This window comes from Pseudomonas sp. SH10-3B, from assembly GCF_019891415.1.
GTDB lineage: Bacteria > Pseudomonadota > Gammaproteobacteria > Pseudomonadales > Pseudomonadaceae > Aquipseudomonas.
The window spans coordinates 84,976-111,290 of the sequence record NZ_JAFLXD010000007.1; the positions used below are offsets into that span (position 1 = coordinate 84,976).

General features: G+C 62.2%; 22 protein-coding genes. 11 read left to right on the plus strand and 11 right to left on the minus strand.

Going from position 1 to position 26,315, the window contains the following annotated elements:
- Positions 1-50: 50 nt before the first annotated feature.
- From J1G35_RS07945 to J1G35_RS07960, 4 genes are all read left to right on the plus strand, one after another.
- Positions 51-989: a LysR family transcriptional regulator gene (locus tag J1G35_RS07945; protein ID WP_223014413.1), complete on the plus strand. Its 939-nt coding sequence runs from the start codon at positions 51-53 to the stop codon at positions 987-989.
- A 68-nt stretch (positions 990-1,057) separates the two neighbouring features.
- Positions 1,058-1,993, plus strand: a complete 936-nt coding sequence (locus J1G35_RS07950) for an ornithine cyclodeaminase family protein (RefSeq protein ID WP_223014415.1) — start codon at positions 1,058-1,060, stop codon at positions 1,991-1,993.
- A complete protein-coding gene (locus J1G35_RS07955) occupies positions 1,990-3,123 on the plus strand; it encodes an FAD-binding oxidoreductase (protein WP_223014418.1) in 1,134 nt (377 codons plus the stop codon). Before J1G35_RS07950 ends, J1G35_RS07955 begins: the two co-directional genes overlap by 4 nt.
- Entirely contained in the window at positions 3,123-3,749 is a 627-nt protein-coding gene (locus tag J1G35_RS07960) for a PAS domain-containing protein (RefSeq protein WP_223014419.1), read from the plus strand. Before J1G35_RS07955 ends, J1G35_RS07960 begins: the two co-directional genes overlap by 1 nt.
- A gap of 55 nt (positions 3,750-3,804) precedes the next feature.
- Here the strand turns inward: J1G35_RS07960 and J1G35_RS07965 are convergent, their stop codons facing one another.
- Positions 3,805-4,581: an ABC transporter substrate-binding protein gene (locus J1G35_RS07965; RefSeq protein ID WP_223014421.1), complete on the minus strand. Its 777-nt coding sequence runs from the start codon at positions 4,579-4,581 to the stop codon at positions 3,805-3,807.
- Positions 4,582-4,844: 263 nt separating this feature from the next.
- Between J1G35_RS07965 and J1G35_RS07970 the strand changes: the two genes are divergently transcribed.
- The gene (locus J1G35_RS07970) at positions 4,845-6,527 is read left to right on the plus strand and encodes an AMP-binding protein (RefSeq protein ID WP_223014423.1); all 1,683 of its coding nucleotides are present in this window, start codon (positions 4,845-4,847) and stop codon (positions 6,525-6,527) included.
- 47 nt (positions 6,528-6,574) lie between these two features.
- On the opposite strand, the gene J1G35_RS07975 is transcribed toward J1G35_RS07970, so the two are convergent.
- Positions 6,575-7,849: a glucarate dehydratase family protein gene (locus J1G35_RS07975; RefSeq protein WP_223014425.1), complete on the minus strand. Its 1,275-nt coding sequence runs from the start codon at positions 7,847-7,849 to the stop codon at positions 6,575-6,577.
- A complete protein-coding gene (locus J1G35_RS07980) occupies positions 7,846-9,213 on the minus strand; it encodes an MFS transporter (protein ID WP_053139886.1) in 1,368 nt (455 codons plus the stop codon). The genes J1G35_RS07975 and J1G35_RS07980 overlap by 4 nt, the downstream gene beginning before the upstream one ends.
- A gap of 106 nt (positions 9,214-9,319) precedes the next feature.
- On the opposite strand from J1G35_RS07980, the gene J1G35_RS07985 reads away from it, so the two are divergent.
- A complete protein-coding gene (locus J1G35_RS07985; RefSeq protein WP_053139592.1) occupies positions 9,320-10,222 on the plus strand; it encodes a LysR substrate-binding domain-containing protein in 903 nt (300 codons plus the stop codon).
- A gap of 148 nt (positions 10,223-10,370) precedes the next feature.
- Here J1G35_RS07985 and J1G35_RS07990 read toward each other — a convergent pair whose 3' ends face one another.
- Entirely contained in the window at positions 10,371-12,332 is a 1,962-nt protein-coding gene (locus J1G35_RS07990) for a methyl-accepting chemotaxis protein (protein ID WP_223014427.1), read from the minus strand.
- Positions 12,333-12,688: 356 nt separating this feature from the next.
- Between J1G35_RS07990 and J1G35_RS07995 the strand changes: the two genes are divergently transcribed.
- From J1G35_RS07995 to J1G35_RS08010, 4 genes are all read left to right on the plus strand, one after another.
- Positions 12,689-13,147, plus strand: coding sequence for a (2Fe-2S)-binding protein (locus J1G35_RS07995; protein WP_053139596.1), 459 nt, complete (start codon positions 12,689-12,691; stop codon positions 13,145-13,147).
- Complete coding sequence (locus J1G35_RS08000; protein ID WP_223014429.1) at positions 13,147-15,378, plus strand: molybdopterin cofactor-binding domain-containing protein; 2,232 nt, start codon at positions 13,147-13,149, stop codon at positions 15,376-15,378. The genes J1G35_RS07995 and J1G35_RS08000 overlap by 1 nt, the downstream gene beginning before the upstream one ends.
- 16 nt (positions 15,379-15,394) lie before the next feature.
- A complete protein-coding gene (locus J1G35_RS08005) occupies positions 15,395-16,735 on the plus strand; it encodes a cytochrome c (protein WP_223014431.1) in 1,341 nt (446 codons plus the stop codon).
- A 754-nt stretch (positions 16,736-17,489) separates the two neighbouring features.
- The gene (locus J1G35_RS08010; protein WP_053139889.1) at positions 17,490-17,741 is read left to right on the plus strand and encodes a hypothetical protein; all 252 of its coding nucleotides are present in this window, start codon (positions 17,490-17,492) and stop codon (positions 17,739-17,741) included.
- Between the two features lie 74 nt (positions 17,742-17,815).
- Here the strand turns inward: J1G35_RS08010 and J1G35_RS08015 are convergent, their stop codons facing one another.
- The 6 genes from J1G35_RS08015 to pstS all read right to left on the minus strand — a co-directional run bounded on the left by J1G35_RS08015 (position 17,816) and on the right by pstS (position 22,995).
- Positions 17,816-18,424, minus strand: coding sequence for a hypothetical protein (locus tag J1G35_RS08015; protein WP_053139611.1), 609 nt, complete (start codon positions 18,422-18,424; stop codon positions 17,816-17,818).
- Entirely contained in the window at positions 18,424-19,122 is a 699-nt protein-coding gene (locus J1G35_RS08020; RefSeq protein WP_223014433.1) for a hypothetical protein, read from the minus strand. Before J1G35_RS08020 ends, J1G35_RS08015 begins: the two co-directional genes overlap by 1 nt.
- Before the next feature lie 55 nt (positions 19,123-19,177).
- The gene (gene pstB, locus J1G35_RS08025; RefSeq protein ID WP_010210300.1) at positions 19,178-19,939 is read right to left on the minus strand and encodes a phosphate ABC transporter ATP-binding protein PstB; all 762 of its coding nucleotides are present in this window, start codon (positions 19,937-19,939) and stop codon (positions 19,178-19,180) included.
- A gap of 76 nt (positions 19,940-20,015) precedes the next feature.
- The gene (pstA, locus tag J1G35_RS08030) at positions 20,016-20,927 is read right to left on the minus strand and encodes a phosphate ABC transporter permease PstA (protein ID WP_223014435.1); all 912 of its coding nucleotides are present in this window, start codon (positions 20,925-20,927) and stop codon (positions 20,016-20,018) included.
- Positions 20,927-21,892, minus strand: coding sequence for a phosphate ABC transporter permease subunit PstC (gene pstC / locus J1G35_RS08035; RefSeq protein ID WP_053139617.1), 966 nt, complete (start codon positions 21,890-21,892; stop codon positions 20,927-20,929). The genes pstA and pstC overlap by 1 nt, the downstream gene beginning before the upstream one ends.
- Positions 21,893-21,966: 74 nt before the next feature.
- Positions 21,967-22,995, minus strand: coding sequence for a phosphate ABC transporter substrate-binding protein PstS (gene pstS / locus J1G35_RS08040; protein ID WP_223014437.1), 1,029 nt, complete (start codon positions 22,993-22,995; stop codon positions 21,967-21,969).
- Positions 22,996-23,182: 187 nt separating this feature from the next.
- Between pstS and ppk2 the strand changes: the two genes are divergently transcribed.
- Positions 23,183-24,100, plus strand: a complete 918-nt coding sequence (ppk2, locus tag J1G35_RS08045; RefSeq protein ID WP_053139621.1) for a polyphosphate kinase 2 — start codon at positions 23,183-23,185, stop codon at positions 24,098-24,100.
- A 223-nt stretch (positions 24,101-24,323) separates the two neighbouring features.
- Here ppk2 and J1G35_RS08050 read toward each other — a convergent pair whose 3' ends face one another.
- Complete coding sequence (locus tag J1G35_RS08050; protein ID WP_053139623.1) at positions 24,324-26,123, minus strand: glycoside hydrolase family 28 protein; 1,800 nt, start codon at positions 26,121-26,123, stop codon at positions 24,324-24,326.
- Between the last annotated feature and the right edge of the window lie 192 nt (positions 26,124-26,315).

A 26,315-nucleotide genomic window follows, 5' to 3' on the forward strand; every position in this document is an offset into this window, starting at 1 on the left:
ACCAGAGCAGAATCAAGAACTGATTGTCCTTACAAGCGAACAATAAGCCCATGGAAAAATCCGAGATCGAAGGGCTGTGGACCCACATTCACTGGCTCTCAGTGCTGGAGGAACACGGCACCTACACCGCCGCCGCCGCGCGCCTGGGGGTGAGTAAATCCGCGGTCAGCCAGCGCATTTCCGACCTGGAGAAAGCCACCGGCACGCGGCTGGTGACCCGCACCACGCGCAGTGTGCGGTTGACCGATGCCGGGTTGTCGCTGACCCGTGAAGTGCGCGGTGCCTATGAGCAAATCGCGCGCAGTTTCTCGTCGGTGCGCGATTCCGCCGGGGAGATTCGTGGCCTGGTGCGCTTGACCGCCCCCGTGGCATTCGCCCGACAACAGCTGGTGCCGCACTTATCGGAATTCCTGCAGCAGTACCCGCAGGTGCGTATCCAGCTGGATGTGTCGGATGCCCTGAGTTCACTGGCGGCCGAGGGCTACGACCTGGCCGTGCGCCATGGCTTCCAGGTGCCGGAAACCCATGTGGCGTGGAAACTGTGCGACACCGGCTCGGTGCTGGTCGCCACCCGCGATTACCTGCAACGCCATGGCGAACCGCGCGAACCCGGCGACCTGTCCACGCACAACTGCCTGTTCTACCCGCGCGGCACCGACCAGCCCGCGTGGACGTTCGAGCGCGGCAACAAAACCGTCGAACGCCTCACCGTACCCATCGCCGGCAGCTTCGCCACCAACAACAGCGAAGCCCTGCGTGATTCGGCGCTCAACCACTTGGGCATCGCCCTGCTCCCAGACTTCAGCGCCCACGCTGCGCTGGCCAGCGGCAAGCTGGTGCAGGTGCTCAAGGCCTGGACACTCAAGGGCGCGTTTGCCGATGAGATCTACCTGATTCGGCCGTATTCGCCCCATGTGCCGAAGTCGGTGAGTGCGTTGGTGGGGTATTTGAAGGGCAAGTTATCGGATGGGTTTCGGTTCAACGGCTGAGGTTTAGCGCTTGAACAACAGAACTAAAAGTCCATAATAGACAAAATAGTTCTTACCCAGAGGCGCATATGTCCATCACCCCCCAAGTGATCAACCAGGCCCAGGCCCGTGAATTGCTCGCTCAAGTCGATGTGCCGCAGATCCTGCACACGCTGTTCCGCGCCCTGGCCGCCGGGCACGCGGTGCAACCGGCGCAGCAATTAGTGGCGTTCCCCCACGGCGCCGGCGATTTCATCAACTACCTGGGCGTGCTGGCTGAAGAGGGGGTGTACGGGGTCAAGACCTCGCCGTATATCGTGCGCGAGCAAGGGCCGCTGGTGACGGCCTGGACGCTGTTGATGTCGATGCAGACCGGGGAGCCCCTGTTACTGTGCGATGCCGCCGAGTTGACCACCGCGCGCACCGCCGCGACCACTGCGCTGGCGGTGGAGGCATTGGCCCCGCAAACGGCGCGGCGCCTGGCGATCATCGGCAGCGGCAAGGTGGCCCAGGCGCATCTGCACTACGTGAAAAACCTGCGGGACTGGCAGAGCATCAGTGTGTTTTCGCCCAGCCTGGCCACTGCCAATACCGACGCCATCAAACGCCTGGATCCACGCTTGAGCGTCGCCGACAGCTGCGATGCGGCGGTGGCCGACGCCGATGTGATCCTGCTGTGCACCTCATCGGCCGGCCCGGTGATCGACCCGTCGCGCTTGAGCAAGCCGGCGCTCATCACCTCGATCAGCACCAACGCCCCGCGTGCCCATGAAGTGCCGCCCCAGAGCCTCAACGCCATGCAGGTGTTCTGCGACTATCGCCAGACCACCCCCGGCTCGGCCGGCGAGATGCTGATCGCCGCTGAACAGCACGGCTGGGACAAAAACGCCATCGTCGGCGACCTGCCCGAACTGCTCAGTGAGCAGGTGCAGCGCCCGGCCTATGACCGCCACGTATTCTTCCGGTCCATCGGCCTGGGCCTGGAAGACATCGCACTGGCCAGTGCCCTCTGGAGACACTTATGAGCCACGCAGACTTCATCATCATCGGCGGCGGCATTGCCGGCGCGTCCACGGGTTTCTGGTTGTCGCCGCATGGCAAGGTGCTGGTGCTGGAGCGTGAATCCCACCCGGCCTATCACTCCACCGGACGCTCGGCGGCGCTCTACACGGCGGCGTATGGCACCCCGCAGGTGCGTGCGTTGACCCAGGCCAGCCGCGCGTTTTTCGATAACCCGCCGCCAGGTTTCTGCGAGCATCCCCTGCTGACGCCGCGCGGCGAAATGACCGTGGACTTCAACGGCGACGCCGCCGAATTGCAGGCCCAGTACCTGAGCGCCAAGGCCACGGTGCCGCAGGTCGAACGGCTTACGGCGGATGAAGCCTGCGCGCGCCTGCCGATCCTGCGCCGGGAAAAAGTCCATGGCGCGCTGTATGACCCGACCGCCAGCGACATCGACACCGACGCCCTGCACCAGGGCTATTTGCGCGGTATCCGGCGCAATCAGGGCGAAGTGCGCACCGACAGCCATGTACTGGGCTTGAGCCGTGACAGCGCGGGACTCTGGCACGTAAACACCCAGGACGGGACCTACACCGCGCCCATCATCATCAACGCCGCCGGGGCCTGGGCCGATCATATCGGCGGGCTGGCGGGCGCCGCGTCCATCGGCCTGCAACCCAAGCGGCGCTCGGCGTTTATCTTCGCCGGCCCCGAAGGCGTGGACAGCCATGCCTGGCCGATGCTGGTGGCCCTCGACGAAGCCTTCTACATGAAGCCCGACGCCGGCATGTTCCTCGGCTCGCCGGCGAATGCCAACCCGGTGGAGCCCCAGGATATCCAGCCCGAAGAACTGGACATCGCCATGGGCATCTACCAGATCGAAGAAGCCACGACCCTGAGCATCCGCCGCCCGACGCGCACCTGGGCCGGCCTGCGCAGTTTTGTGCACGATGGTGATTTGCTCAGCGGCTTCGACCCACAGGTGCCCGGCCTGTTCTGGGTGGCGGCGCAAGGCGGTTATGGGATCCAGACATCGCCCGCCATGGGCCAGGCCAGTGCGGCGCTGGTGCGCGGTGAAGCGTTGCCGGAGCCACTGACGCGGTTCGGCCTGGACGCTGGTATGCTCTCCCTCGCCCGCCTGGAGCCGCATTGATGAACACCGCCGAACACGAAAAAGTCATGCAGAATTTCCGCGCGATTGCCGATGCAATCGCCACGCTGTTCTTCCCCCACGCCGAAGTGGTGCTGCATGACCTGCGCACGCAAAAAGTCGATTACATCGCCAATAACCTGTCCAAACGTGGCATTGGCGACGACTCGGCGCTGGAAGACATGCTCAGCGCCGACGTCAGCGACGTGAATATCGGCCCCTACGAAAAGCTCAATTGGGATGGCCAGAAAATCCGCAGCCTGAGCACCGTGCTGCATGACCACACAGGTCGCCGCCTGGCGGTGCTGTGCATCAACCTGAATATCTCACTGTTCGAAAACGCCAAGGCGGCGCTGGACCTGTTCCTGTCGCCGAGCAAGCTGATCCCGCAACCGGACTCGCTGTTTCGCGATGACTGGCAGGAGCGCATCAACACGTTCCTGCATGCCTGGATGCGCGAGCGCCAGCTGAGCCTGAACCTGCTCACCCGTGACCACAAGCGTGAGCTGGTACTGGCGCTGCATGCCGAAGGCGCGTTCAAGGGCAAAAGCGCCTCGAACTACGTGGCCAACGTGCTGGGCATGGGCCGGGCCACGGTCTACAAGCATTTGAAGGAGCTCAAGGGCTGATCAAGTGTGGGAGGGGGCTTGCCCTCTCCCACCACATTTTGCCCGCGTATGACGCTCAATCGCCGTAGATGTCAGCCTTGAAGTACTGCTGTGAAATCTTCTGGTATTCCCCACTGGCGCGAATGCCATCGATGGCGCTGTTCAGTTCGCTGACCAGCGCAGTATTGCCTTTGCGCACCGCGATCCCGGCGCCCTCGCCCACGTATTTCGGGTCCTTGAGTTCCGGGCCGACAAACCCATAGCCCTTGCCGCGTGGCATCTGCAAAAAGTCATTCAAGGGAATGGTGTCGGCGAAGATCGCGTCCAGCCGGCCTGCCGCCAGGTCCATGTAGATCTCTTCGTTATTGCTGTAGCGCTTGACGTTGATGCCCTTGGGTTCAAACACCTCGGTGGCATAACGGTCGGTCGTGGTGGCGCGCTGCACACCCACGGTCTTGCCCTTGAGGCTGGCGTACTGGTCGTCCACCACGGCACCGTCCTTCATCACCAGGCGCGATGAGGTGAAGTAGTACTTGTGGGAGAAATCCACCGACTTCTTGCGATCCTCATTAATGGTCATGGACGACAAGGCCATGTCGATTTTCTTCACCTTGAGGGAAGGAATCAGGCCGTCGAATTCACCTTCGACCCACACACACTTGACCTTCATCTGCGCACACAGCGCATTGCCGATGTCGTAGTCGAACCCAACGATCTTGCCCTCCTCGGTCTTGGACGCAAAGGGCGGGTAAGCCGCTTCGATACCGATGCGCAGGGTTTTCTCGGCGGCCAGCAGCTGGCTGGAGGCGATCAGGCCCAAGGCCAGGGCGGTGATGAGGGAGAGTTTCTTCATGTCGTTTCTCGCGAGTTGTTATTGGTTTTGGCAAGCGTGAAGAAAAAGCTGGAGCGGGATCTTTTGTACTTATAATTCCATACTGGACTTTTACGTATCACCCGTCAATCACCACTCGCCAGCCCTTATCGCCCATGACTTTTTTGCACAACGCTCCGGTGTTTTTGAGCGTTTTGCTCTTATTTATGCGTGCCTATACTCGGTCCAGCCTCTCGATGCACCCGAGGGGTCAGTCCCCACAACAATAATTAAGGACACCGACCATGACCCAGTCCTTCCTGGCTGCCCGGGATTTTCTGCTCGCGCACCGTACCGACTACGCCACCGCCGCCCGTGACTTTCGTTGGCCGCAACTGGACGCCTTCAACTGGGCCCTGGATTACTTCGATGCCATGGCTGAGGGCAATGCCGCCGACGCGCTGTGGATCGTCGAAGAGGACGGCAGCGAGCAGCGCTACAGCTTCCAGCAACTGGCCGCGCGCTCCAACCAGGTCGCCAACCACCTGCGCGCCCTCGGTGTGCGGCGTGGCGAGCGCGTGCTGCTGATGCTCGGCAACGATGTGGCGCTGTGGGAAACCATGCTGGCGGCCTTCAAGCTCGGCGCCGTGGTGATCCCCGCCACCGCCCTGCTCAACCCCGTTGACCTGCACGACCGCATCGAGCGGGGCCAGGTCCGCCACCTGGTGGTCGGCGCGGCGCATGTCGGCAAGTTCGAGGGCCTGGGCGAGGGTTGCAGCCGCATCTGTGTGGGGGCGGCGCCTACTGGCTGGGTCGCGCACAGCGCCGCTTTCGAATACCCCGAGCGGTTCGAGGTCGAGGGTCGTACCTTGGCCACGGACCCGATGCTGCTGTATTTCACCTCCGGCACCACTTCAAAACCGAAGATGGTGCTGCACAGCCACCAGAGCTACCCGGTCGGCCATCTGTCGACCATGTACTGGATCGGCCTGCAACCCGGCGACCTGCACCTGAACATCTCCTCGCCGGGCTGGGCCAAGCATGCCTGGAGCTGCCTGTTCGCGCCGTGGAATGCCGGCGCCTGCATCTTTATCCATAACGTCGCGCGGTTCAGTGCCCAGGCGTTGCTCGGCGCACTGGAGAAGTACCGGGTGACCAGCCTGTGCGCCCCGCCCACGGTGTGGCGCATGCTGATCCAGGAAGACCTGGCCAGCTACAAATCGCGTCTGAACCTGCGCGAACTGGTGGGCGCCGGTGAACCGCTGAACCCGGAGATCATCGAGCAGATCCAACAGGCCTGGGGCCTGCCACTGCGCGACGGCTTCGGCCAGTCGGAAACCACCGCCCTGGTCGGCAATACGCCAGGCCAGTTGCTCAAGCCAGGGTCCATGGGCCGCCCGTTGCCGGGCTACCAGGTGGCCCTGCTGGACGCCGCCGGCGTGCCGGGCACCGAGGGTGAAGTCGCCCTGCCGCTGGATATACGCCCACTGGGCCTGATGCTCTGCTACGAAGACAGCCCGGAGAAAACCGCCGAGGTGATGCGCGACGGTTACTACCGCACCGGCGACACCGCGCAGATCGACGCCGACGGCTACATCACCTTTGTCGGGCGCGCCGACGACGTGTTCAAGGCCTCCGACTACCGCATCAGCCCCTTCGAGCTGGAAAGCGCGCTGATCGAACACCCGGCAGTGATGGAAGTGGCCGTGGTGCCCAGCCCCGATCCGGTGCGCCTGGCGGTGCCCAAGGCGTTCCTGATCCTGGCCCATGACGCCCCGGGCAGCGCCGAACTGGCCGCGCACATCCTCGCCTTCGCCCGTGAACATCTGGCGCCCTACAAGCGGGTGCGGCGGATCGAGTTTGTCAGCGAATTGCCCAAGACTATTTCCGGCAAAATCCGCCGGGTGGAGTTACGGCAGATGGAGGTGGCGCGGCGCCAGAGCGACACACGGGGTGAGCAGGAGCACTTCGAAGAAGATTTCAGCTAAAAAAAACCCGGTGACGCAGGTCACCGGGCCAAACGAAGCGACCAGCTTCAGAAACGCGGTTTGACGGTCTTCCAATCCGGTTGATAGCGCTGCATCTGCTTCACGTCGTCGCGCTGGCGAATGCCGCAGCTGAGGTATTGGTCATGCAGCTTGCCCAGTTGATCATGGTCCAGTTCCAGGCCCAGCCCCGGTGCACGGGTGATCTTCACGCAGCCGTCGACAATCGGCAGTTTGCCGCCCTTGATCACTTCTTCGTCCGGTTCTTGCCAGGGGTAGTGGGTGTCGCAGGCGTAGTCGAGGTTGGGCACCGACGCGGCCACGTGGGCCATGGCCATCAGGCTGATGCCCAGGTGTGAGTTGGAGTGCATCGACACGCCCAGGCCAAAGGTCTGGCACATCTTCGCCAATACCTGGGTGTCGCGCAGGCCGCCCCAGTAGTGATGGTCGGCGAGTACGATCTGCACGCTGTTCAGGGCCACGCTGCGGCGGAACTCGTCAAAATCGGTGACCACCATGTTAGTCGCCAGGGGCAAGCCGGTACGTGTGTGCAACTCGGCCATGCCTTCCAGGCCGGGGGTCGGGTCTTCGTAATACTGCAGATCATCGCCGAGCAATTCGGCCATGCGGATCGAGGTTTCCAGGGACCAGTTGCCATTCGGGTCAATGCGCAGCGGCACGCCGGGGAAGGCCTTTTTCAAGGCCTTGATGCACGCCACTTCATGTTCTGGATCCAGCGCACCGGCCTTGAGCTTGATGCTTTTGAAGCCATAGGTGTCGATCATCCGCCGCGCCTGGGCGACGATCTGTACTTCGTTGAGGGCTTCGCCCCAACTGTCGGGTTTATAGGGCGAGTCGATGTGCTCGGCGTACTTGAAGAACAGGTAGGCGCTGAACGGAATCTGATCGCGGATCGCGCCGCCCAGCAGGTCCACCAGCGGCACATTCAGCGAGTGCGCCTGCAGGTCGAGAAACGCCACCTCAAACGCCGAATAGGCATTGCTCACTGCCTTGCTCGCATGGGAGCCGGGGGCCAGTTCGGCGCCGGCAATGCTCACAGGTTTGTGCGCCGCCACGGTGGCCTGCACGATGGCGCGCAGTTGGTTGAGGTTGAACGGATCGAGGCCGATCAGTTGGTCCTTGACCTGTTGCTGGATCGCCAGCGCCGGGGCATCGCCGTAGCTTTCGCCAAGGCCGATGTAGCCGGTGTCGCTCTCGATTTCGATGATCGAGCGCAGCGCAAAGGCTTCGTGGATACCGCTGGCGTTGAGCAGCGGCGGATCGCGAAACGCGATGGGGGTGACGGTGACTCGGACGATTTTCAAGAGGCGGCTCCCTGTGGGCCTGGACGCAAGGCGTGATGATGAGTAGTCGGTTTGGAGGTGGGGGGCACACCGGGCCGTGGTGCAGTGCGCGCAAAAAACACCACCACCGCGGCCACCAGCGATGTCGCGGCCAGGCCGTACAGCCCGCCTTCAATCGAACCGGTGGTCTGCTCCAGCAGGCCGAAGGTGGTCGGCGCGACGAAACCGCCGAGGTTGCCGACCGAATTGATCAAGGCGATCACCGCCGCCGCGATGCGCGCATCCAGGTAACCCTGGGGGATCGGCCAGAACAGCGCGGAAGCGGCCTTGAAGCCAATCGCGGCAAAACAGATGGCGACAAACGCAAACACCGGCCCGCCCATGGTGGACATGAACATGCCGACGGCGGCAATCACCAGCATCAGTGCAACCCACGCCTGCTGGTGTTTCCACTTGCTGGCCAGGGCGGCGAAACCGTACATGGCGACGATGGAAATCAACCACGGGATCGAGTTGAACAACCCCACCTGGAAGTCGCCGAGGTTGCCCATTTTCTTGATCATGCTCGGCAGCCAGAAGGTGGCGCCGTAGATGGTCAGGGCAATGGAAAAGTAGATAAAGCAGAACAGCGCGATCTGCTTGTCGGCCAGCAGCTTGAACATCGACGGCCGCACGCTCTGGGTGGCTTCGCGGGCCGTTTGCTCAAGCGCGATGGCTGTCACCAGCGCGTGTTTTTCTTCGTCGCTGAGCCACTTGGCCTGATGGGGGTGAGACTGCAACCAGAACCACACAAACCCGCACAACACGATGGAGGCAAAGCCCTCGATCAGGAACATCCACTGCCAGCCATGCAGGCTCAAGCCACTGACGTTGAGCAACGCCCCCGACACCGGCCCGGAAATCACCGAGGCGATGGCCGAACCACTGAGGAAAATCGCCATTGCCTTGCCGCGCTCGGCGGCCGGCAGCCATTGGGTGAAGTAGTAGATGATGCCGGGGAAAAAACCGGCTTCGGCAGCGCCGAGTACGAAGCGCAGGATATAGAAACTGGTCTCGCCTTTGACAAAGGCCATGGCCATCGCGGCCGCGCCCCAGGTGAACATGATGCGCGTCAACCAGGCCCGCGCGCCGTAGCGCTGCAACAGCAGGTTGGACGGCACCTCGAAGATGGCGTAACCGATGAAGAACAGCCCGGCACCCAAGCCATAGGCGGCGGCGCCAATGCCCAGGTCGGTCTCCATATGGCTGCGCACAAAGCCGATATTGACCCGGTCGATGTAATTGACGATGAACATCACCACGAACAACGGCAGTACATGGCGCTTGACCTTGGCGGCTGCTCGGGCAAGCACGCTCGGGTCGGGCGGATTCTGGACGGTATCCAAGGGCAACTCCCAATCATTGTTTTTTTAGGGACGTGCCGATCATGGACGCCGGGGATTGTTCCCGTCTAATCTAACTTGGCATTCGATTGATACCTGGATTAGATCAATGTTCGAACTCACGCAACTGCGCTGCTTCACCACCGTGGCCACCGAGCTGAATTTTCGCCGCGCCGCCGAACGCCTGAACATGACCCAGCCGCCCCTCAGCCGGCAGATCCAATTACTGGAACATCACCTCGGCGTGGAGCTGTTTACCCGCACCACCCGCAGCGTCGCCCTCACCGCCGCCGGGCGGGCGTTTTTTATCGAGGCCCAGAACCTGCTGGAACGGGCCCAGCAGGCGGCCGTGACCGCGCGACGTTTTGCCGAGGGCGACATTGGCACGGTGAATATCAGCTTCGTCGGCAGCGCGGTGTATGAGTTTTTGCCCAGGGTCATTGCCGAGGCACGGCTCAAGCAGCCTCAGGTCAAAATCGACCTCTCGGAGATGAACACCTACCAGCAATACGAAGCCCTGCGTGCGCGCCGCATCGACCTGGGCATCGTCCGCGCGCCCCTGCTGGAGCCCGGTTATGCCACCGAATGCCTGGTGCGCGAGCCCTTCGTGCTGGCGGTACCGAGCAGCCATCGACTGGCCAGCGCCGACAGCGTCAGCGTCCACGACCTCGACGCCCAGCCCTTCCTGATGTACGCCCATTCGGCCTACCCGCCGTTCAACGAACTGCTCACCGGCCTGCTGCGCTCGGCCCGTGTCGCCCCCGAATATGTGCAGTGGCTGGGCTCGTCCCTGACCATCCTGGCCCTGGTCAACGCCGGCATGGGATTGGCGCTGGTACCGCGTTGCGCCAGCAGTGTGGTGTTCAAGAACGTGGTGTTTCGCGATATCGACCTGGGCGAAGGCGCACAGAGCGAACTGCACCTGATCTGGCGCGAGAACAATGACAACCCGGCATTCGCGATGTTGCTGGAGGGGATTCGCAGTGCGGTGCGTGACGGGTGGGCGGACTAATGGAACAGGCTTCGTCGAAATCAAAGCCTCGCCACAATCCATCCAACACCGCTAAACAACTGTGGGAAGGGGCTTGCTCCCGATAGCGGAGTGTCAGTCTCTGTAGAGGTCGACTGACCCACCGCCGTCGGAGCAGGCCGCCCTCGCCTCACGCCACTTTGAAACGATTGACCAGACGCTGCTGGTGCTCGGCCAGCCGCGCCAGTTCCTGGCTGGTGATTGCGGTTTGCTCGGCGCCGGCACTGACCTGGATGACCAGGTCGTTGATCTCGTTGACGTTACGGTTGATGTCTTCTGAAACCGCACTCTGCTCTTCAGCCGCCGAAGCAATCTGCAGGTTACGATCACTGATACTGGCCACGCCTTCGGCGATCTCCAACAACAACTCACCCGCACGTTCGACCTTGCGTGCACCGTCCTGGGCCTTGCCCAAGGTCTCCTGCATGGACGAGCTCGCGCGATCGGAACCACTTTGCAGGTTGCTGATCATCTGCTGAATGTTCCCCGTGGACTCCTGGGTCTTCTGGGCAAGCACCCGTACCTCGGAGGCCACCACGGCAAATCCGCGTCCATGATCCCCTGCCCGCGCCGCTTCGATGGCCGCGTTCAAGGCCAGCAGGTTGGTTTGCTCAGCAATGCCGCGAATGACGTCAAGCACGGAGGAAATCCCATCGCTTTCCTGTTTGAGCTCGTCAATGATCAGCGCGGTGTCCTCGGCCTGCCCCGAGAGCTGGCGGATCAGCGTGATGGTGCCTTCGATCTCGGTGCGCCCTTGGGTGGTGCTGGCATTGACCCGTTGCGACAGTTGCGCCGCATCGTTGGTGCTGTGCGCCACCTCGCGCACGGTGGCACTCATTTCGTTGATCGCCGTGGCCACCAGTTCAGTGCTCTGGCGCTGGCGCTCGACGCTTTGGCTGGTCTGCATCGTCACGGTTGAGGACTCCTCCGCCGCCGTTGCAACGTGTGCGGTGGCGTTGCCGATTTCCTGCACCACGCCACTGATCTCTTGCGCCATGCGGTTGAGGTTGCGCGAGATCTGACCGAACTCGTCTTTGCTCTCATAAGTCGCCCGCGCGGTGAGGTCGCGCTGTGCCAGGTCGTTGAGCACGCGGTTCAGGTCGCGCACCGCCGAATCGATCATGCGGATGATCAGCCAGGACAACACCGCCACTGCCAACAGGGACACGATCACCGCGCCGATGGTCAGCCACAGGGCGCGGCTGGCGTCATCACGCTCGTGCATTGCCAGGCTGCTGACACTTTGGCCCAGGGCTTCCTCCACTTGGCTCATCAGGTCAATGCGCTGGGTGGAGGTTTCAAACCAGGCTTCGGGTTTGATCCCCAGCGCCTGCCCCATCGGCACCTCAAACGCCAGGCGCTGCAACTTGGCGACTTCGACGGCGGCAGGTTGTTGCATTTGCGTATCGAACTGCGCAAGCGAGGCCGCGGGCGCCTTGCGCCGGAACGCCTCGTAGTAGGCGCCGAACTCGCCCAGGTTGCGGCTGAAGCGCGACAACAGCGCCTCATCGAAATGCCCCTGGTTGAACACCAGGCCCAGCACCACGCGCTCACGGCCGGCGCGCTCTTTCATCTCGATAAATTGATTCAGTGCACCCAGCGCGTAGACGATGGTCGCGTTGTTGACGCTCGCTTCCAGGGAATGGGTGTAGCCGGTCAGCACTTGAATGATCTGGGTATAACGCGCGCCGGATTCGGTGCTGTTGATGCTCAGTTTATCGACCTGTTCGCGCATCGCCGGCAGCTGGTCCAGGGCCCGCAGGACGTCGTCCAGGTTCGCATTGCCGGAGGTGGACACACCGCGCACCACCTCGACGGCCGCACTGGAGTCCCTGCGCATCTGGACCATGCGATCGCCCATGGACTTGCCGCCACTGCCGAGGAACACGCCACTGGCACCGCGCTCGCGCTGCAACGTGGTAATCAGTTGGCTTAACTTCTGGGCGGTGGCGCTGGCCATCACCGTGGTGTTCATGTCGCGCAGCGTTTTGTAGTTGTCCACCACAAACACGCCGGCCAGGGTCAGGAACCCGAGCATCGGCAGCAGCAGAATCAACAACAGTTTCAGACGCAGCGGAGCGTTCTTAAGCATTTCCCTAAAGCCTCATGTCCATGGGTCAGACTGGCGCCTTTCACGCCAAAATAGTGGCGCCATGATATCACCCATAAAAACGGCTCTACCGCTCTCGGACGGCCATCTTGAGCCAATCGGGGCTTGTATTGACCCAGATCAATGAAGGCTCACAAATCAATCGGGGCCGGTCCCTATGTTGATCGACCACCTTGCCTGACTGACTCAATCCTCCTGAATACTTGCCTGATCCTCCGAGTCTTCGGCTTTTTCATAGATAGCCCTTGTGCCCTGGTCTAGAGTTCGACAATGGGCGCCCATCGCCTTTCTTATAAGAAACACGCCATCCCAACCGATGATCAGCAGGTGAGTCAGCCATGGAATTACGCATCAACCAAAAGGCCTATCAGGTCGACGCCGACGCGGACACGCCGTTGCTATGGGTGATCCGCGATGACCTCGGGCTGACCGGCACCAAGTATGGCTGCGGCCTGGCCCAATGCGGCGCCTGCTCGGTGCTGGTGGACGGCAATGTCGTGCGTTCGTGCGTCACGCCGGTGGCCGGGGTGGTCGGGCGTGAAATCACCACCATCGAGGCCATCGAAGCCGATGCAGTGGGCAAGCGGGTGGTCAGTGCCTGGGTCGAGCATCAGGTGGCGCAATGCGGTTACTGCCAGTCCGGGCAGGTGATGGCCGCCACCGCGTTGCTCAAGCACACCCCTGCCCCCACCAATGCGCAGATCGACGCGGCCATGGTCAACCTGTGCCGCTGCGGCACCTACAACGCCATCCATGCCGCCATGCATGACCTGGCCGCCGGGAAGGAGAGCGCCTGATGAACACGCCATCCGTCATCCCTGGCATCACCCTGGGCGAGCCGATCAACCTGTCGCGTCGCCGCTTCCTGGCCAGCACGGCCGTGGGTGCGCTGGTTATCGGTTTCGGCCTGCCGCTGGGCTCGGCCCGAGTGCAGGCCGCCAGTGCCGCAGAACGCGGCACTCAGGTGCCGGCGTTCCTGGAGATTCGCCCGGACGGCACGGTGCGCCTGCTCAGCCCCTTTATGGAAGGCGGCCAAGGCACCCATACCGCCATGGCGCAGATCGTCGGCGAAGAGCTGGATGCCGACCCCGCCACCTTTATCGTCGAAGCCGCACCTCCCGGTGAAGCCTACGTGGTGATGGAAAACGGCATGCGCATCACCGGCGGCAGCATGTCGGTACGCATGAGCTACCCGGTCATGCGTCGCCTGGGCGCCCTCGCCCGCGCCATGCTGTTGCAGGCCGGTGCCGAGCAGCTCGGTGTGCCGGTGGCGCAACTGACCACCCAACCCGGCCGCGTGGTGCACGCCGCGTCCGGCCGCTCCCTGGGCTACGGCGAGTTGGCCGGCCGCGCGCTGGACATGCCGGTGCCCGACCCGGCCAGCATCACCCTGCGCGACCCGAGCCAGTTCCGCTGGATCGGCAAGCCGGTCAAGCGCCTGGATGCCTATGACAAATCCACCGGCAAGGCACAGTACAGCATCGACATGAAGGTCGACGGCATGCTCCACGCCGCCGTGCAGCACGCGCCGCGCCTGGGCATGACCGTGGGCAGCCTGCGTAACCAATCCCAGGTCGAAGCCATGAAAGGCGTGCACTCCGTGCATGTGCTGCCCGGTGCGGTAGCCGTGGTGGCCGAACGCTGGTGGCACGCCAAGCGTGCGGTGGAGGCAATTCAGGTCGACTGGCAGGAACCCACGGCCGACTCAAAAGTGCGCGGCATGCCCGCGGATTTCTCCAGCGACGGCTTTCGCGATTTTCTCGCGGCCCAGCAAGGTCCGGCCCGTGACGACGAGAACGAAGGCGATGTGGCCGGCGCGTTGAAGAACGCCAAGACCCAGGTCGAGGCCACCTACCACAACCAATACCTCAACCATGCCCAGCTGGAACCACCGTCAGCCCTGGCACGCTTCAACCCCGACGGTTCGCTGGAGATCTGGCTGCCCAACCAGGCGCCCGATATGTTCCGCGCCGACATCGCCAAGCGTGCCGGGCTCGACCCCGCGCAAGTGACCCTGCACTCGCCGCTGCTGGGCGGGTTTTTCGGCCGACACTTCCTGTATGACTCGGCCAGCCCTTACCCGCAGGCGATTGCATTGGCCAAGGCGGTGGGCCGTCCGATCAAGCTGATCTGGAGCCGTGAGGAAGAGTTCCTGCGCGACGTGTTGCGCCCAGTCGCCGTGGTCAAGTTCCGCGCAGCGCTGGACGCCGACGGCCTGCCGGTGGCGATCGAAGCGGTGAGCGCCACCGAAGGCCCTACCGAGGCCATCGCCGGCAAGCAGGGCGAAAAACTCGACCCCACCGCCCTTGAAGGCCTGTCGGGCAAGAGCTACGCCATCCCCAACAAACGCATCGCGCAGATCTACGTCAAGGGCCCGGCCATGCTCGGCTACTGGCGTTCGGTGGGCAATTCGCTGAATGACTTCTTCTACGAAGCGTTCCTCGATGAACTGGCGGACAAAGGCGGCCGCGATCCCTATGAGCTGCGCCTGCATCTGCTGCGCGACAACCCACGGCTGACCACCCTGCTCAAGGCCGTGGGCGAGTTGTCCGGTGGCTGGAAGCGTGGCCCCTACACCGCCGAAGACGGCACCCGGCGCGCCCGTGGCGTGGCCATGGCCTCGCCGTTCGGCTCCCACGCGGCAGTGATCGCCGAAGTCTCGCTTGAGAACGGCCAGGTCAAGGTGCACCACATCTGGGAAGCCATCGACCCCGGCAGCATCGTCAACCCGGCGATTGTGCAAGCCCAGGTCAATGGCGCGGTGGCCCTGGGTTTATCGCAAACCCTGCTGGAGGAAGCGGTGTACGTGGACGGTAAGCCACGGGCGCGCAATTACGACCTTTACCCGATCCTGCCGCCCTCACGGATGGCGCAGGTGCACGTAAAGATCGTCGAGAGTGGCGAGAAGATGGGCGGCATCGGTGAGCCTCCGCTCCCCGCTGTGGCGCCAGCCGTGGTCAATGCGGTAGCGCAGTTGACCGGCCAGCGTGTGCGCAGCCTGCCATTAAGCCGACACACCTTCAGCTAACCGAGCGAGACCGCCCATGAACAACCGTCGATTCGCAAGAACCGCAGGCTGGCTGGTGCTGCCCTGCCTGGTCGCCGCCGGCCTGCTGGGCTGGTATGTCACCCGCCAGCCCGCCACCCCGTTCGCGCAGGAACAGGCCGCCAGCGTCGACCCCGCACAGGTCAGTCGCGGCGAATATGTCGCCCGCCTCAGTGACTGCGTCGCCTGCCACAGCCTGCCGGGCAAGGCGCCCTTCGCCGGGGGCCTGGAAATGGCCACGCCGCTGGGCGCCATTCACGCCACCAACATCACCCCGGACCGCACCCACGGCATCGGCACCTACAGCCTCGCCGACTTCGACCGTGCGGTGCGCCACGGCGTCGCACCGGGCGGCCGCCGGCTCTACCCGGCGATGCCCTACCCGTCTTACGCCAAGCTCAGCGACGAGGATATACGCGCGATGTATGCGTTCTTCATGCAAGGCGTACAACCGGCCAACGAGCCCAACATCCCCAGCGATATTCCCTGGCCGCTCAATCTGCGCTGGCCCATCGCCCTGTGGAACGGCCTCTTCGCGCCGACCGCCACTTACGCCGCCAAACCCAACCAGGACGCACTGTGGAATCGCGGCGCCTATATCGTCCAAGGCCCTGGCCACTGCGGCAGCTGCCACACGCCGCGCGGCCTGGCCTTCAATGAAAAAGCCCTGGACGAATCCGGCAAGCCGTTCCTCGCCGGCGCCCTGCTCGACGGCTGGTACGCACCGAGCCTGCGCCAGGACCCGAACACCGGGCTGGGGCGCTGGAGCGAGCCGCAGATCGTGCAATTCCTCAAGACCGGGCGCAACGCCCATGCGGTGGTCTACGGCTCGATGACCGAAGCCTTCAACAACTCCACGCAGTTCATGGAAGACGCCGACCTGGCCGCCATCGCCCGTTACCTCAAGTCACTGCCCGGCGACCCACAGCGCGACGGCACGCCCTGGCAGTACGTAGCCGCCGACACACGCCAGGACGTCCCCGGCGCCCACCCCTACGCGACCCGCTGCGCCTCCTGCCATGGCCTTGACGGCAAGGGCCAACCCGAATGGATGCCGCCCCTGGCCGGCGCCACCTCGGCATTGGCCAAGGAAAGCGCCTCGGCAATCAACATCACCCTCAACGGCTCACAACGGGTAGTGGCCGCCGGCGTACCGGACGCCTACCGCATGCCGGCGTTTCGTGAGCAACTGTCCGATGCGGAAATCGCCCAGGTACTGACCTACGTACGCAGCACCTGGGGCAACCACGGGGAGGCGGTCGACGCCAAGGCAGTCGGCAAGCTGCGCGGGCATACCGACCCGGCGAGCAGCAGTCCGATTATTTTGCATATGCGTTGAAGGTAGCGTCCCGACCTTTTCCCCGGTGTGGTCAGTGAAATGAGCATGCTGGGGAATAACTATCCGCCTGCTCAAGTTCGCCTCATAGCGGCATAGGTATCTACAAAACTCTGGCTCAACGCTGAACGCCCGGTAGATAGGGCACCTGTGGCGAGCGGGCTTGTCCCGCGTTGGGCTGCGTAGCAGCCCCAAAATCAGCCTCTACAGAGTTTCTGATACACCGCATTCTTCCTTACTGGGGCTGCTGCGCAGCCCAACGCGGGACAAGCCCGCTCGCCACAGGGAGATTTGTCAGGGTCTGAAAATTTGTGTAGATCCAAAGGATCTCAGCGCACGTTAACGCCCTTACTTGCTTTCCTGCATCTGCACCGACGACTTGGCGCCACTGGTGTTGCCCTTGTCGAAACAACCGTGCAGCAGGAACACGCTGCAAAGACTCAGGCACATGGCGATTTTTTTCATGATGGTTCTCCTGCAAGGTAGGCTCGGCGCAGGCCGGACTGTTCTCTCTCTGGCCGAGACACGCGCGGGCTCGTTCAACTCCTCACCTCGCGGCGTGACGAATGGTCAAGGCACACCGCACATCCCGCAGCCTGAACTAATTTGAACGAACCCGCTGCTTTACCCATCAACACTGAAGGACCTATCAGACACGAGAACGGCTCGTGTCGCTCCTACGCGAGCTACGAACCCGGCGGCCTCGACCAGGCCCCTGCTCTCTTCGCTCGCACATGACGACCTTGGGGTGAAGGCCATGGCAGCGAATAGGCGTGAAGCGTCGAAACAAACCGGCTGGGAAGCAGAGCTGGCCAGGAACACCGAGCTGTTCTACGAGGCAGACCGCCTGGAAACACAGGCCTACGCCATCATAGGCAGCAGCCTGGCCGATGCCGGTGACTGGCTGCGCTTTACCGAAGCGAAACAGATAGCCGATGCAAAGCGCACCGAGGCGTATCAGGACCTGATGCGGATTCGGCGCGGCATGGAGGCGGCACGCTCCGACTGAGGCCGCTCGGGGCGCTGCGGCAAGACAAAAAAAAACCACTCGTTCGAGTGGCTTTTCTGGATTTTCACAGCGCCTCAGGAAGAAAAAACCTCCGCGCGCTGCCGTGTTGTCTTTTTGTACCGGAGCGGCTGCTGCCAGGCCAACTGCGCCTGGACCTGCGCTACGGCCTCCAACACACGCTGTGCCCAGTTTTCGTCTTGAGGATCCACCACTACCACGCGGAAACCGTGGTCATGACCTTCACTGCGCACACCTTCGGAGTCATCCACATGCAGGTCGATGTCGAAGGCCGGCGGGAATTTCGAGGGGGCGTTGGACAGGCCGTGCGCCGTCAGCGCGTGGTTGTGCAGCACGCTGTTGACCACACCGTCGACGCGGATGCCGTACAGCATCAGCCAGCGGCGGATATAAGACGGCGTGCGACCGGAAGAGGTGTAGACCCAGATGCTGCAGCCCTGGCGGCGTAGTTCGCGGGTCAGGGAGCGTGTGCCGATCCGCAAGGGCTCACCCAGCCAACGGTGCACGCAGGCTGGCAGCCGGCTCGGCTCGACGTCGCAATGATGGAGTTGGCAGGCCAGGGTATCGTCGATATCGAAGGAAATGCGGATGCGCGGACGCTGCTGCATCAGGAAAACACGCTTGAGAGCCCGCCCTGCCTTGGCGAACACGGGATAACCGCTCATCAATGGCCCCCTTGATAGACAGGCAAGGGTTGGTCTTTAAGAAAAAACTTGATCGGATCCGGCGCCTGTTCTTCCAGGAAGGCGGCGTATTTTTTCTTGATCTTGGGCAATTCGTACAACGCCTTGACTCCATGTTTGGCTGAGTTGCGGATGACCGACGAGGGGTTGAAGTAGCCCTCGGCGTTCTCCAGCGTCAGCACGAACGGCGGCAAGCCTGCACGCATCAGCAAATAGCTGACGATCAGCGAACCGCTGCGGTTGTTGCCTTCAATGAACAGTTGCGGCTTGCTGAGGATGCGTACATACACCCCGGCTGCGCGCTTCCAGACTGATTCACTGCGATACGCGCAGTACCAGTTGTACAAGTCCTTGATGCCGCCCTCGACGTTGTTGAAGAAGTGTTCCTCGGTCGCCGCCAGGTGCTGGGCGTATTCCAGGCGGCGCGCCGGGTCGCTGCCGCAGAGCACGGTGGCGTTGATCTCCAGCATCAGGTTCAGTTGCTGAAGGTCGAACAGGTCGACGCCCCGCGCGACATAGTCGTCAATCAGCGCGTAGCCTTCAAGCACGTTGTGCAGCACTTCGTCGGTCAACGGGTCGCGCGGCTCGGTAAAGTCCCGGCTGAGCTCGGCGAAGCGCTGTTGCACCTCACGCAGTGCGCGTTCAATCGCGGGTAAATCAAGGCGTCGTGTTGCAGGCATTGGCATTCCCATAAGCAGTTGAAAATACGGGAGCATCCCAGCTCCCGCAGGGGCATCAGCTGAACTTGCCGCTGATGTAGTCCCCAGTCATTTGTTCACGCGGATTCTCGAAGATCTGCGCCGTCGGGCCCATCTCCACCAAGTAGCCGGTGCGCGTGCCCTGGGAAATATCCACCGAGAAAAACGCCGTGGTGTCGGCCACACGGATGGCCTGCTGCATGTTGTGAGTCACCAGGGCGATGGTGTAGTCCTTCTTCAGCTCGACCATCAGCTCCTCGACCCGGCGCGTGGCGATCGGGTCAAGCGCCGAGCAGGGTTCATCGAGCAACAGCACTTCCGGCTCGGTGGCGATGGCGCGGGCGATGCACAGACGTTGCTGCTGGCCACCGGACAGCGACAGGCCGCTGACCTTGAGCTTGTCCTTGACCTCATCCCACAGCGCAGCGCCTTGCAGGGCGTGCTTGACGCGGTCGCCCAGGTCGCCTTTGTAGCGATTCAGACGCAGGCCGAAGGCGACGTTGTCGAAGATGCTCATCGAGAACGGGTTCGGCTGCTGGAACACCATGCCGATGTAGCGGCGCACGACCACCGGATCCACGCCCTTGCCATAGACGTCCTGCCCGAGGAAGTGCACATGGCCCTCGAAACGGAAGCCTTTGACCAGGTCGTTCATGCGGTTGAGGCTACGCAGCACGGTACTTTTACCGCAGCCAGACGGGCCGATGAAGCCGGTGATCTTGTTCTTTTCGATCGGCACATGGCTGTCACGCACGGCCATGAAGTTGCCGTAGAAGATCTTGTCCAGCTTGCAGTCCATGACCACAGGTGCCTGGGTGACAAACGGAGCGGCTATTTGCGCAGTTGATACGTTCAAGATTCAGATGCTCCCGTTTTCAATACTTTGGCTTGCCGAAAATACGGCTCACGATATTCACGACCAGCACGATCATTACCAGTACCAGCGACGCCGCCCATGCGAGTTCAAGCTGGTTGTCGAAGGGCATGCCGGAGAAGTTGTAGATCAGCACGGCCAGCGAGGCCGTCGGATTCATCACCGCCAGGCTGCCGTCGTGGTAGATCCAGTAGTTGCTGAACAGCGCGGTAAACAACAGCGGCGCGGTTTCGCCTGCGGCGCGGGCCACGGCGAGCATCACGCCGGTGAGGATTGCCGGCAGGCCGGTGGGCAAGACGATTTTCCAGATCACCTGGGAGCGGGTGCAGCCCATGCCGTAGGCGGCGTCCTTCATGATCTTGGGCACCATGCGCATCGACTCTTCAGCCGTCAGCACCACGATCGGCAGCATCAGTACCGCCAGCGCCACACCACCGGCCGGGGCCGAGTAGGTGCCGGTGGTCATCACCACCAGGGCGTAGGCGAATACACCGGCCAGGATGGAAGGCAGGCCGGTGAGCATCTTCGCGGCAAAACGTGCGGCGTTCGCCAGCTTGCTGTCCGGGCCCAGTTCGGCGAGGAAGATCGCCGCCATGATGCCCACCGGCACGGCGATGGCAGCGGCAATGCCGACCATCACGAACGTACCGGCCATCGCGTTGCCGAAACCGCCGCCGGTCTCGAAACCGGTGGGGGGCAGTTCGGTGAACACTTCAAGGCTCAGGCGTGCGCCGCCGCGCATGATCAGCATGTAGAGCACGGAAATCAGCGGCACGCTGGCCAGCAGCGCGCCCGTCCAGACCAGAGTGGTCAACACCAGGCTGCGCAGGGCACGGCCTTCGAACCGGCGCTGCAGGCTGGGCAGTGCGCCGGTGGGGGACGTCAGGTCGGTTGCAGCAGTGAGGTCAGTCATCACTTATTACCCCGTTGGGCGTACATCATGATCATGGAGCCGAAGATGTTCACGATCAGCGTGATCAACATCAGCACCAGTGCGGCGTACATCAGCACCTCGATCTCGTTCGGCCCGGCTTCTGGGAAGTTCAGCGCCAGCAAGGCCGCCAGGGTGTTGGCCGGTGCGAACAACGACAGAGAGATGTTGTTGGCGTTGCCCACCAGCATGGCCAGGGCCATGGTTTCACCGAGTGCGCGGCCCAGGCCCAGTACCAGGGAACCGAAGATGCCGGTGGCGGCGGACGGCACCATCACCTTGAGAATCGCTTCCCAGTGGGTGGTACCCATGCCGTAGGCGGCTTGCTTGGTTTTCATCGGCACGGCGGTGAGCGCATCCTGCGACACGGCGGCGATGGTCGGCAAAATCATGATTGCAAGCACCAGGGCTGCCGGGAGTAACCCCGGCCCGCTCAGGGACGTCCCGAAAAAGGGGATCCAGCCAAGTTCAGTGTTCAACCATGCGGTCAACGGCCGAATTGCCGGGATGACCACGTAAATGCCCCAGAGGCCGTAAACGACGCTGGGGATGGCCGCGAGCAGTTCGACGATGGTACGAAACACCGCCGCCAGCTTCGCCGGCAAAAAATCCTGGGTGAGGAAAATCGCCATGCTGACGCCGAAAACACCTGCGATCAGCAACGCGATAAAGGCACTGTAAAGCGTGCCCCAGATGGCCGGCAGAATGCCGTACTTGCCTTGGTTGACATCCCAGACGCTGCCCAGCAGCACGTCAAAACCGTGCTTTTCCATGCCTGGAAGGGCCTTGCGGCCGACTTCGAACACCAGGGCAAACACCAACGCCAGCACCAGGACCACGCCTATTCGTGCAAGCGCACGGAAGGTGCGGTCAACCAGGAAGTCCTTCGTAGAAGGTGGCTGGCAGGCAGAATCCGGGTTACCCGGTACGACAAACGGTGTGTTCATTGGCTAATTCCGGAACAGGGGGGTAACTCTCCCGGCCGGGCTGACAGCACCCGCCGAGAGAGGCCTCACGAGCGTTACTGGATGTTGGCAGACGCTTTGCGAACCTGATCGACCACCGATTTCGGCAGCGGGATATAGCCCATCGAGTCGGCGATTTTCTGACCTTCGGTCAGGCTGTACTCGACCATTTCACGCATGGCTTTGGCTTTGGCCGGGTTGCCGTTGTCCTTGCGGAAGATCATCCAGGTGTAGGACGTGATCGGGTAGGACTTGGCACCGTCCGGGTCCGGCAGCCAGGCCACCAGGCTTTCCGGCATCTTCACTGCTGCCAGTGCTTCGGCACCGCTTTCGGCGTTAGGTACGACGTACTTGCCGGCCTTGTTTTGCAGCTGGGCAAAGTCAACCTTGGCCAGCTTGGCGAAGCCGTATTCGATGTAGCCAATCGCGCCTGGAGTCTGGCGTACGGTGGCGGTCACACCATCGTTCTTCGGCGATTTGATGAATTTGTCGCTGGCTGGCCAGTTGACGGTGTTGCCTTCACCCAAGTCCTTCTGGAACTGCGGGTTGATGGCCGCCAAGTGCTTGGTGAAAACGGCAGTGGTACCGCTGGAGTCCGCACGCACGACCACGGTGATCGGCATGTCCGGCAGTTTCAGGCCAGGGTTGGCGGCGACGATCTGCGGATCGTTCCACTTGGTGATCTTGCCCAGGAAGATGTTGGAGTACACATCACGTGGCAGCTTAAGTTCTTTAGGATTGCCTGGCAGGTTGAACGCCAGCACGATTTCGCCTGCGGTCATCGGCAGCAACTGCACGCCTTCGGCGACCTTGGCGATGTCTTCATCTTTCATCGCCGAGTCACTGGCGGCGAAGTCCACGGTTTTGTTCAGGAAGTCCTGTACACCCGCGCCGCTGCCTTTGGATTGGTAGTCAACGGTGACGCCATCGGTCTTCTTGCTGAAATCCTTGAACCAGGTGAGGTAGATCGGCGCTGGGAAACTGGCGCCAGAACCTGTCAGACGGACGTTCTCGGCAGCAAATACCGAGGTGGCACTTAGAGAAACCGCAACGGCGAGTGCAGCTGACTTCATCAGACGTTTCATTCAGGGAAATCCTTGTGATTACGGGCTCCCGGAACTTTGCAGCAGGTTTGTTACGCTTTTATGAAAATTGAATGGCAAACCGCTATTTCGTCCCTCCTTTCCGCCGCATCCGCGCATTTTGTTGTAATTGGTTGGTAACAAAATGCGACTAAGACTTTGCCATCCTCCACGACGCGAGCTCCTTCCCATGTACACAACCGAAGACGCCTTGATCCAGCGCATCCACCGTGAGCTGCTGGATCACAGTGACGAAGAGCTGGAACTGGAATTATCCGAAGACGGGCACGACCTCAACGCGCTGTTCGATGAGCACGTCGAGGAGAGCCCCGAGAAGGCCGCGCGCAGGATTTACTTCAGCGAACTGTTCCGCCTGCAGGGCGAACTGGTGAAGCTGCAAAGCTGGGTGGTCAAGACCGGCGCCAAAGTGGTGATCCTGTTCGAGGGTCGCGATGCCGCTGGCAAAGGCGGCGTGATCAAGCGCATTACCCAACGACTCAATCCACGGGTCTGCCGCGTCGCCGCCCTGCCCGCCCCGAATGATCGCGAGCAGACGCAATGGTACTTCCAGCGCTATGTCTCGCACCTGCCGGCTGCGGGTGAAATCGTGCTGTTCGACCGCAGTTGGTACAACCGCGCCGGCGTCGAACAAGTCATGGGCTTTTGCAACGAAGACCAGTACGAAGAGTTCTTCCGCACCGTGCCGGAATTCGAACGCATGCTCGCCCGCTCCGGCATCCAGTTGATCAAATACTGGTTTTCCATTTCCGACCAGGAACAGCACCTGCGCTTTCTCAGCCGCATTCACGACCCGCTCAAACAGTGGAAACTCAGCCCCATGGACCTGGAGTCGCGTCGGCGCTGGGAGGCTTACACCAAGGCCAAGGAAGTCATGCTCGAACGCACCCACATCGCCGAAGCGCCATGGTGGGTGGTGCAGGCCGATGACAAGAAGAAAGCCCGACTCAACTGCATCCACCACCTGCTTGGGCAAATGCCTTATGAAGAAGTGGAACTGCCGGTGATCGAGCTGCCGCAACGGGTCCGCCAGGAGGACTACTCGCGCAGCCCGACGCCAGCGGAAATCATTGTGCCGCAGGTCTATTAACGCAGGACGTAATAGATTCCCCAGTGGTGAGCGGGCATGGGCATCTACCCAACTTTACGGGCAGTCCGACCTGTGGCGAGGGAACTAAAGCTTTTTGTAGGAGCGAGCTCGCGAAGAACTCAGGGCCACCGCGCTTATCGAGAATGAACGCGTTGCCTGGGCGTTTTTCGCGAGCAAGCTCGCTCCTAACAGTGCAACGGTCCATTCACCATAACGTTTGCGCTTACGGCGCCGGCTCCACGTCCTTAAACACCAACCCTTGGCTATCGCTGACCTGCCACGGGTTGGCACCGCCGGTCTGGCTGAAGACCACGTGGTCGAAGCGTGAGTCTTTCAGTCCATCGATACGCGCCTTGGCCGCGCCGCTGAAACGCACGCGCTCGAACACCAGGCCCTGATGGTAGGCGTTGTGCGCTGCATCACCCTTGACCTCGATCGCCGCCCCTTGGGCATTCTCGACGCTCACGTCGCTCACCCGAATGTCCTTGAACTGCCCCGCGATGGTTGAGCGCTGATAGTCGAGCTTGGCGTTCGGGTCGTTGTAATCGAGGGTAAAAATGAACGCCTGCTTGACGGTGTTGCGGATCGCCGAGTCGCGGAATGTCACGTTGCGCGCGCCGCCGCCCATGAAGTTGGTGCTTTTCATGCGCAACCCGGCATCGGTGCCGTCCGACACGTTGTCTTCGGCCAGGATGTTCTGGATCCAGGCGCCGGTGTGGCTGCCGGCGACCACCATGCCATGGCCCTTGCGGAAGTAGTTGTTGAAGATCCACGCGTCTTCCTGCGGCGGCTGGTGCACGGCATCGGCACCGGTGCCGGCCGCGAAATTCACGCAGTCATCGCCGGTGTCGAAGAAGTTGTTGAACACCATCGCACCCTTGCTGTTGGCGAACTCGATGCCGTCGCCGTTGTTGGCGTCGTAGGTCTTGTGGGTGGTGTTGGCCAGCACTACGTTTTCGGTCTCTAGGTTCATGATGCCGTGGAACGCCGGGTTCACCACGGTGAAGCCGCCGTAGAACACGTTCTTCACATTGCGCAGGGTGATCAGCGAGGAGCGCATCTGCCCATAGGCATCCTTGACGTTCATGCCGCGCGCCACGGCCTGTTCCACCTGCGCCTTGGCGAGGATGCCGTCCTGGGCATAGCGGGTATTGTCGCTGGGCAGGTAGAACGGCAGCGCCTGGCCACGCTCGTCGACGACATCGGCGTTGCGCTTCCAGCCATTGCCGTCGAGGGTGCCCTTGCCGACGATGCGGATGTTTTCGAATGACTGATGCTGGCGTGGATCACGGGGCAACGCGTTGATCAGCGAGGCCGGGCGCACGGTGGTGGAATATGGGTACTGGATGTAGCCGGCCAGGGGGTAATCTTCGGCGCGCTCGGAGCCGAGCAAGGTCGCGCCTTCGGCGATCTCCAGGGTCATGTTGCTCTTGAGGTAGAGCGCGCCGCTTTTGTAGGTGCCTTCAGGCAACAAGACTTTGCAACCGACGGTGCAGGCATCGATGGCGTTCTGGATCGCCAGGGTGTCGAGATGGCTGCCGTCGCCTTTGGCGCCGTATTTTTTCACGTCGAATATCGCCGCAACCGGGGTGGTGCGTTGCAGCACCGGGGCGCTGTCGGCGGACTCTTTGCCGTTGCCGTCCACCGAACGCACAGTGAAGCGGTACGCCGTGTCAGGCTTCAGGCCCTGGGCGGTGAAGCTGTGAATGCCGATGCGATGATGAAAGTTGGCGGTGTCTTGCCGATAAAACTGGTCGATGTAGGGTTTGGCCGGTGATACCTGGTCATTATTGGCATTGGCGCTGCCCAGCAGCGTGCCGTTGGCGTAGACCCGGTAATCCTTGATGCCGGCATGCTCGGCAGGCTTTTCCCACACCAGGATGATTTGCCGGTCATCAAAGGCCAGGGTCGGTACTTGCAGTTTTGACGGGGCTTGCAGCGCCCATGACAGCGGGCTGCAACCGAGGACCACCAGGGCCAGCGCGCAACGCACCGGTCTTTTTTTCGAGGGTTGATACGGCATGTTGTTCTCCTTGTTTTTGCCGGTATTCACACCGAGGGGCGCTACATCTGCCGCCCGGTTTTTTTCGAGGTAGTTGATAAGGCGGTTGCAGGAGCGGGCTTGCCCGCGAAACGCGTCAACCAACACACAGCGTTACCGGGTGGCCCGAGTCGTCTGTGGTTTTTTCGCGAGCAAGCTCGCTCCTACAAGGGG

Coding starts and splice junctions, on each gene's coding strand:
- J1G35_RS07945 (WP_223014413.1), top strand. CDS start 51: ATGGAAAAATCCGAGATCGAAGGGCTGTGGACCCACATTCACTGGCTC.
- J1G35_RS07950 (WP_223014415.1), top strand. CDS start 1,058: ATGTCCATCACCCCCCAAGTGATCAACCAGGCCCAGGCCCGTGAATTG.
- J1G35_RS07955 (WP_223014418.1), top strand. CDS start 1,990: ATGAGCCACGCAGACTTCATCATCATCGGCGGCGGCATTGCCGGCGCG.
- J1G35_RS07960 (WP_223014419.1), top strand. CDS start 3,123: ATGAACACCGCCGAACACGAAAAAGTCATGCAGAATTTCCGCGCGATT.
- J1G35_RS07965 (WP_223014421.1), bottom strand. CDS start 4,581: ATGAAGAAACTCTCCCTCATCACCGCCCTGGCCTTGGGCCTGATCGCC.
- J1G35_RS07970 (WP_223014423.1), top strand. CDS start 4,845: ATGACCCAGTCCTTCCTGGCTGCCCGGGATTTTCTGCTCGCGCACCGT.
- J1G35_RS07985 (WP_053139592.1), top strand. CDS start 9,320: ATGTTCGAACTCACGCAACTGCGCTGCTTCACCACCGTGGCCACCGAG.
- J1G35_RS07990 (WP_223014427.1), bottom strand. CDS start 12,332: ATGCTTAAGAACGCTCCGCTGCGTCTGAAACTGTTGTTGATTCTGCTG.
- J1G35_RS07995 (WP_053139596.1), top strand. CDS start 12,689: ATGGAATTACGCATCAACCAAAAGGCCTATCAGGTCGACGCCGACGCG.
- J1G35_RS08000 (WP_223014429.1), top strand. CDS start 13,147: ATGAACACGCCATCCGTCATCCCTGGCATCACCCTGGGCGAGCCGATC.
- J1G35_RS08005 (WP_223014431.1), top strand. CDS start 15,395: ATGAACAACCGTCGATTCGCAAGAACCGCAGGCTGGCTGGTGCTGCCC.
- J1G35_RS08010 (WP_053139889.1), top strand. CDS start 17,490: ATGGCAGCGAATAGGCGTGAAGCGTCGAAACAAACCGGCTGGGAAGCA.
- J1G35_RS08015 (WP_053139611.1), bottom strand. CDS start 18,424: ATGAGCGGTTATCCCGTGTTCGCCAAGGCAGGGCGGGCTCTCAAGCGT.
- J1G35_RS08020 (WP_223014433.1), bottom strand. CDS start 19,122: ATGCCTGCAACACGACGCCTTGATTTACCCGCGATTGAACGCGCACTG.
- pstB (WP_010210300.1), bottom strand. CDS start 19,939: ATGGACTGCAAGCTGGACAAGATCTTCTACGGCAACTTCATGGCCGTG.
- pstA (WP_223014435.1), bottom strand. CDS start 20,927: ATGACTGACCTCACTGCTGCAACCGACCTGACGTCCCCCACCGGCGCA.
- pstC (WP_053139617.1), bottom strand. CDS start 21,892: ATGAACACACCGTTTGTCGTACCGGGTAACCCGGATTCTGCCTGCCAG.
- pstS (WP_223014437.1), bottom strand. CDS start 22,995: ATGAAACGTCTGATGAAGTCAGCTGCACTCGCCGTTGCGGTTTCTCTA.
- ppk2 (WP_053139621.1), top strand. CDS start 23,183: ATGTACACAACCGAAGACGCCTTGATCCAGCGCATCCACCGTGAGCTG.
- J1G35_RS08050 (WP_053139623.1), bottom strand. CDS start 26,123: ATGCCGTATCAACCCTCGAAAAAAAGACCGGTGCGTTGCGCGCTGGCC.